Annotated in this window: 6 protein-coding genes; all 6 read right to left on the bottom strand. The window is 73.3% G+C overall.

What is annotated here, in order from left to right; all coding sequences use genetic code 11:
* Positions 1 to 87: 87 nt before the first annotated feature.
* Positions 88 to 1050, bottom strand: coding sequence for an L-histidine N(alpha)-methyltransferase (egtD, locus tag ACFWVC_RS13355; RefSeq protein ID WP_384283647.1), 963 nt, complete (start codon positions 1048 to 1050; stop codon positions 88 to 90).
* Entirely contained in the window at positions 1047 to 1802 is a 756-nt protein-coding gene (gene egtC, locus ACFWVC_RS13350) for an ergothioneine biosynthesis protein EgtC (RefSeq protein WP_384283644.1), read from the bottom strand. Before egtC ends, egtD begins: the two co-directional genes overlap by 4 nt.
* A gap of 28 nt (positions 1803 to 1830) precedes the next feature.
* Entirely contained in the window at positions 1831 to 3165 is a 1335-nt protein-coding gene (gene egtB, locus ACFWVC_RS13345) for an ergothioneine biosynthesis protein EgtB (protein ID WP_384283641.1), read from the bottom strand.
* Positions 3162 to 4439 (bottom strand): ergothioneine biosynthesis glutamate--cysteine ligase EgtA, encoded by a 1278-nt coding sequence (egtA, locus tag ACFWVC_RS13340; RefSeq protein WP_384283638.1) that lies wholly within the window; start codon positions 4437 to 4439, stop codon positions 3162 to 3164. The genes egtB and egtA overlap by 4 nt, the downstream gene beginning before the upstream one ends.
* Before the next feature lie 542 nt (positions 4440 to 4981).
* Positions 4982 to 5356 (bottom strand): thioredoxin, encoded by a 375-nt coding sequence (gene trxA / locus ACFWVC_RS13335; protein ID WP_384283634.1) that lies wholly within the window; start codon positions 5354 to 5356, stop codon positions 4982 to 4984.
* A 216-nt stretch (positions 5357 to 5572) separates the two neighbouring features.
* Positions 5573 to 6028, bottom strand: coding sequence for a universal stress protein (locus ACFWVC_RS13330; protein WP_384283631.1), 456 nt, complete (start codon positions 6026 to 6028; stop codon positions 5573 to 5575).

Genomic DNA, 6028 nt, shown 5'->3' with positions numbered 1-6028 from the left:
GGTCGGCCCCCGGCCCCCCACCGCCCCCCCCCCCACGTGGCGGGGGGCGTGGGCCCCCCCCCCCCCCCCCCGCCTCGGTTGCCGGGATCAGGCCGGGAAGGCCAGGGAGAGGGCGAAGCGCGCCTCGCGGTCGGTCCACCAGTGCTGGAGAGTGAGCCCCGCGGCGGCGAGTTCGGTGCGGATGCCTTCCTCGCGGAACTTGGCGGAGACCTCGGTGCGCATCTCCTCACCGCGCGCGAAGTCGACCGTGAGATCCAGCGCCGGCACCTTCACGGTGACGTTCCCGCGGGCCCGCAGCCGCATCTCGATCCACTCGTGCTCGCGGTCCCAGAGGGCCACGTGCTCGAAGTCGGCCGGGTCGAAATCGGCACCGAGCTCCCGGTCGATCACGGACAGGACGTTCTTGTTGAACGCTGCCGTGACGCCCTGCGCGTCGTCGTAGGCGGCCACGAGGGTCGCCTCGTCCTTGACGAGGTCCGTGCCGAGCAGCAGCGCGTCGCCGCGCGAGAGCAGGGCGCGGACGGACCCGAGGAAGCGGGCGCGTTCGTCGGGCAGGAGGTTGCCGATGGTTCCGCCGAGGAACGCCACCAGGCGCGGCCCCGGGGTCTGCGGCAGCGCGAGGCCGTGCTGGAAGTCGGCGACCAGGGCGTGGACGCTCAGGTCCTGGTGGTCGGCGAGCAGGGCCTCCCCGGCGCCGCGGAGCGCCGACTCGCTGACGTCGACGGGCACGTAGGTCAGGGGGGTGCCCAGGGCGTCGATGAGCAGGCGGGTCTTCTCCGACGAGCCGGAACCGAGCTCGACCAGGGTGCGGGCCCCGGTCGCGCGGGCGATCTCGGCCGCTCTGGCGGTCAGGATCTCCCGCTCGGCACGGGTCGGGTAGTACTCGGGCAGCCGGGTGATCTCCTCGAACAGCTCGCTGCCGTGGGCGTCGTAGAACCACTTGGGCGGGAGCTGCTTGGGGCTGCGGTTCAGCCCGTACGCCACGTCGGAGCGCAGGGCGGCCGCCGTGGCGTCTGCGGGCAGGGTGCGAGTGAGAGTGAAGGGGCTCACAGGTGCGGCTCCTTGAGCGGGATCAGCAGGACCTCGGTGGGATCGCCGTACAGCAGATGGCGGTCGGGGACCTCGGTCCAGCGGGGACTGTCGTCGTACGGCTCGGAGGCCACGACGACGCTGCGGCCGGGCTCCGCCAGATACCACAGGGTGTCGCCCCAGGCAGTGGCGGCGATGGAACGGCCGTCGCTGAGAAGGAAGTTGAGCCGGGAATCGGGGGTCAGGGCGGCGAGCCGGCCGACCGTGTCGGCCAGCGCCTCGTCGGGGGGCGCGCCGTCCTTCAGCCGGTGCAGGATGAGGGCCCAGGCCAGCGCGGAGTCGCAGCGCGCCTCCAGGGTCAGCAACTCCTCGGCCGGCAGCGTGCGGGCGGCCTCGGCCACCGAGTGCGGCCAGCCGCGCAGCGCGCCGTTGTGGCTGAACAGCCACGGCCCCGCCGTGTACGGGGCGGTGGCGGACTCGTCGGCGGCCGATCCCTCCGTGATGTCGCGCACCGCGCCGAGCAGCGCGCCGGAGCGCGTCACCCGGCACACGTCCGCGAAGGACGGGTCGTCCCAGATCGGCCCCGACCGCCGGTAGCGCGCCGGAACCGGGTCGCCCGGCGCGTACCAGCCGAGACCGAAGCCGTCGGCGTTGACCGTGCCGTACTTCTGGCGGCGCGGCGCCCACGACTGCCGGTACAGCGAGTGCGGGGGGTCGATCACGACGTCCCGCAACGCCACCGGCGGCCCGATGTAAGCGATGTGACGGCACATCAGGGGGCCGTCCCGTCCCCGGGGGCCGTCACGCCGTCTCCGGACGCGCGTCGCGGGCCGTGCGGAAGCCCGAGAAGATCTGCCGCCTGATCGGGTAGTCCCAGTTGCGGAAGGTGCCCCGGACGGCGACCGCGTCGGCGGCGAACGAACCGCCGCGCAGCACCTTGTGGTCGGAGCCGAAGAACACCTCCGAGTACTCCTTGTACGGGAACGGGGCGAAGCCCGGGTACGGCAGGAAGTCGCTCGCCGTCCACTCCCACACGTCGCCGATCATCTGTCGGACGCCGAGCGGCGAGGCACCGGCCGGATAGCTGCCCACGGGGGCGGGCTGCAGATGGCGCTGGCCCAGGTTGGCCAGCTCCGGCGCCGGCTCCGCGTCACCCCAGGGGTAGCGGCGCGAGCGGCCGGTCGCGGGGTCGTGCCGCGCGGCCTTCTCCCACTCGGTCTCCGTCGGCAGCCGGCGCCCCGCCCAGCGGGCGTAGGCGTCCGCCTCGTACCAGCACACGTGCAGCACGGGCTCCGCGGCCGGTACCGGCTCGGTCGCCCCGAAGCGGCGGCGCAGCCACGCCCCGCCCTCGCGGCGCCAGAACAGGGGCGCGAACAGACCGTGTTCGCGCACGTGCGCCCAGCCGGCCGGCGTCCACCAGCGCTCGTCCTCGTAGCCGCCGTCCTCGATGAAGGCCGTGTACGCGCCGTTGCTCACCGGGACCGTGTCGATGAAGAACGGCGGCACGTCCCGGCTGTGCGCGGGACGCTCGTTGTCCAGCGCCCACGGCTCCGTGGAGGTGCCCATGGTGAAGGGGCCGCCGGGCACCAGGACTTCTGCGGGCAGCAGCGCCGCGTCCGCGGGCGCCGCGGCGGGCGCCGGGGAGGCCAGCGCGACGGGGCCGCGGCGCAACTGGTGGGTGATGAGCATCGTCTCGTCGTGCTGCTGCTCGTGCTGCGCGATCATGCCGAAGGCGAAACCCGCGTCGGTCAGCCGGTCGCCGCCGTGCAGCGGTGCGCGCTCCAGGATGTCCAGCACCCGCCCACGCACGTCGGAGGCGTACGCGTGCGCCTCCGCGGGCGGCAGTAGCGGCAGCGTGGGCCGTTCGGAACGCGGGTGCTCGAAGGCGTCGTAGATCGGGTCGATGTCGGGCCGCAGCGCCTCACGGCCGCCGACGGTCCGCAACAGCCACTGCTCCTCCTGGTTGCCGATGTGGGCCAGATCCCACACCAGCGGTGACATCAGGGGGGAGTGCTGTGCCGTGAGCTCGTGGTCGTCGACGCAGGTGGTCAGTCCGCGGGTGCGCTCACGGGCGGTGACGAGCGCGTCCAGCGCCCGCCGTCGGAGCGCCTCGGGGTCGAGAGCGGGTGCGGTCACGAGTGGTTCTCCTTGGTCAGGAAGGCGTCGAGCAGGTCGTCGGCGGGACAGCGGCCGCGCAGGACGAAACGCTCGGTGAAGTCGGCCACCAGGGCCTGCACGTCGTCGCTCGCCCCGAGGCGGGGCAGCGCCTCGCGGGCCGCGGCGAAGCAGGTGACGGCGGTGGCGTGGAGCTCGGGGTCGGCCAGCCCGTGGCGGGCGGCGCGCCGCCACAGCGGGTTGCGCGGCGCCGGACCGGCACCGGCCGCGTCGGCGAGGGGCTTGACCGCGCGGTAGGCGATCTCGGAGGCGGCGGCGTCGTCGAAGAGCGCCGTGGCCACGGCCAGCGGCACGATCCAGCCGTCCCGGCCGGACTGCGCGTCGATCATGCGCAGCTCCAAGTAGCCGCGCGGCCGCACCGGCGGGAACAGGGTCGACAGGTGGTAGTCGAGATCGGCCGCGGTGGGCGGCCGGTGCACACCGCTGCGGACCCACTGCCGGAAGGTGAGCCCCTCCGGCACCGTCCACGGCGCCTCGTCGCCGCGGATGCACAGCACCGGCGCGTCGAGGGCGTACGCGGTCCACGCGGCCCGCGGATCGGGCCCTGCCGCCGGTGCCAGGGTGCGGCCCGGGTCGAGCGCGGCCCACACCGCCTGCCGGGTGGACTTCCAGCCCGTGGGACGGCCGCCGCTGAGCGGCGAATTGGCGAAGGCGGCGACGAGTACGGCGCCCAGCAGATGGGCCAGCAGCCAGCGTCTGCCGAGTCCGAAGGGGCCCGGTTCCGCCGTGCCGGAGTCCAGGCAGACCTGTACCGAGGCGGTGGAGCACATCATGGACCGGCCGGCGGGCCCGGCCCGGTCGAAGTACGTCTCCATGGCCGCGTAGCGCGGCTCGTCCAGCAGCCGGCGCGGCCGGCGCCACGGATCGTGGCCGTGCCCGGCCAGCGCCAAGCCGTCCTGGCGGAGCCGGTGGCGTACGGATTCGAGGTCCGCCGCCGCGGCGTTCACACACGCGGTCAGCGAGGTGGCGGGCAGCGAGCTGAGCTCCAGCTGTCCGCCGGGCTCTGTGGTGAGCCGGGAGCGGAGGAAGAGGGTCCGCAGTCCGTCCACGGCGGCGGTGAGCCGAGCGGGACCGACCGGGCGGGCCGGGTCGTGCGGGTCGTGAAGAAACCACTCCAGTTCCACGCCTATGTGGCGCGGGGGACCCGTCTTGAAACAGATGCCCTGGATATGGTCTTCCGCCGCGGTCTCGGTGATCGGTTCTGATGTCCCCGTGTGCTGACTGGTGGCGGGCATGGCCTGGACCTCCCGTCGAAGGTGGTGGTGTGTACCACGCGTCTACCGCGTGTCCGTACCACCTAAGCCGTTCGGCGCACACCGCTCAAGAGCGCCCCGGCGAACGTCCGAGATACGTAAGGTTCGCCCGCGCCGGTGGGCGCTCCTGCGTTCCGGTCATCAACAAGGGTGGCCCCGACCCCCGATCCGCGCATCCGGAGCGGGCGTATGTGCAGGTCACAGCCCTGAAGTGTTGATCTTGCCGAGGAACTGCCCCTGCCGCCCCACCGGGCCCGGCATCCGTGGCGCCCGCCGGGGTCTCTCTCTCCCCCCCCCGCAGGGCGCGCGGCGGGCGCTCCTGCGTACCGAGGTTCAGGGGGCGAAAACCAGCCAGCCGATCCGGCGTCTTCAGCGTGACTTTTCGGACGGAAGGGGATGAAACGCCCAGACGGCGCGGCGACGCCGAGCCGCGGCGGGTGGTCCCGGCTGTTGTCCCGGGTCCACCCCCGACGTGCGGCTCGGCGTCCGACCGCGACTGGCGATGCGTCAGACGTCAGGAGGCGTCAGGACTTCGGGGCCGACTCGCCCTCGGCGATGGACTTGCGAACCTCGTCCATGTCCAGCCCGCGGGCCTGCTTGATCAGGTCCTCGAGGGCCGGGGCCGGCAGCGCTCCCGGCTGGGCGAAGACCGCGACCTTGTCGCGGATGATCATCAGGGTCGGGATCGACTGGATCTGGAACGCGGCGGCCAGCTCCTGCTGGGCCTCCGTGTCGACCTTGCCGAAGACGAGGTCGGTGTTCTCCTTCGCCGCGGCCTCGTAGACCGGGGCGAACATCCGGCACGGGCCGCACCAGGACGCCCAGAAGTCGATCAGCACGAAGTCGTTGGCGGAGACGACCTCGTCGAAGTTGTCCTTGGTCAGCTCAACAGTGGCCATGCTTCCCTTACCTGCTTCCGGGGCACCGTCGGTCGGAACCCAATGACCCTAACCGAAGGCGCAAGGCCGCTATTCCGTACGACTCGCCCGGGCCCGGGCCCGCGCCGGGAGCGCTGGCAGGGGTGCCGGTGGCCGTGCGGGCCGCGTCCGGCCGTGCCGCTCACCGTGTGGCGGGGGCGACCGCCTCGGCGCGGCGCGGCGCGACGGGCACCGGCCTCAGGGCACGACCGTCACCGGCCAGCGGCCCACCTTGACCAGGCGCACCGCCACCGAGCCGATGATCCGGTGCCCCGCCTTCTCGGAGGCGCCGACCACGACCGCGTCGGCCTTGAGGTCGTCGGCCGCCTTCGACAGGCCACTGAAGGCGTCGCCCAGGAAGGTGTGGAACTCCCAACGCACGTCGAAGTCCCCGCGCAGCCTGTGCACGGCCTTCTCTATCTCCGTCTTGATCTCGTCGGCGATCCCCGCGGTGGCCTCGGCGACCGGTGCGCCGAACGCCGCGCCCGTGGCCAGGACCGGCTGGACGTAGACGACGGCCAGCAGCGACCTCTGCCGCCGTGCCAGCCCGGCGGCATACGCGGCCGCCCGCCACGACGACTCGCTCCCGTCCACCCCGGCCACGATCACCTTCGGACCGTCGGTGCCCCGTTCGAAGGGCCCTTTGTCGCTCAC

This window comes from Streptomyces sp. NPDC058691 (assembly GCF_042714775.1).
Taxonomy (GTDB): Bacteria; Actinomycetota; Actinomycetes; order Streptomycetales; family Streptomycetaceae; genus Actinacidiphila.
Note: the sequence above shows the minus strand (reverse complement) of the source record. Positions and strands in the feature narration are given on the sequence as shown.

Excerpts from the sequence above, each read along its gene's own strand:
- egtC (WP_384283644.1), bottom strand. The coding sequence starts at position 1,802 with ATGTGCCGTCACATCGCTTACATCGGGCCGCCGGTGGCGTTGCGGGAC.
- egtA (WP_384283638.1), bottom strand. The coding sequence starts at position 4,439 with ATGCCCGCCACCAGTCAGCACACGGGGACATCAGAACCGATCACCGAG.
- trxA (WP_384283634.1), bottom strand. The coding sequence starts at position 5,356 with ATGGCCACTGTTGAGCTGACCAAGGACAACTTCGACGAGGTCGTCTCC.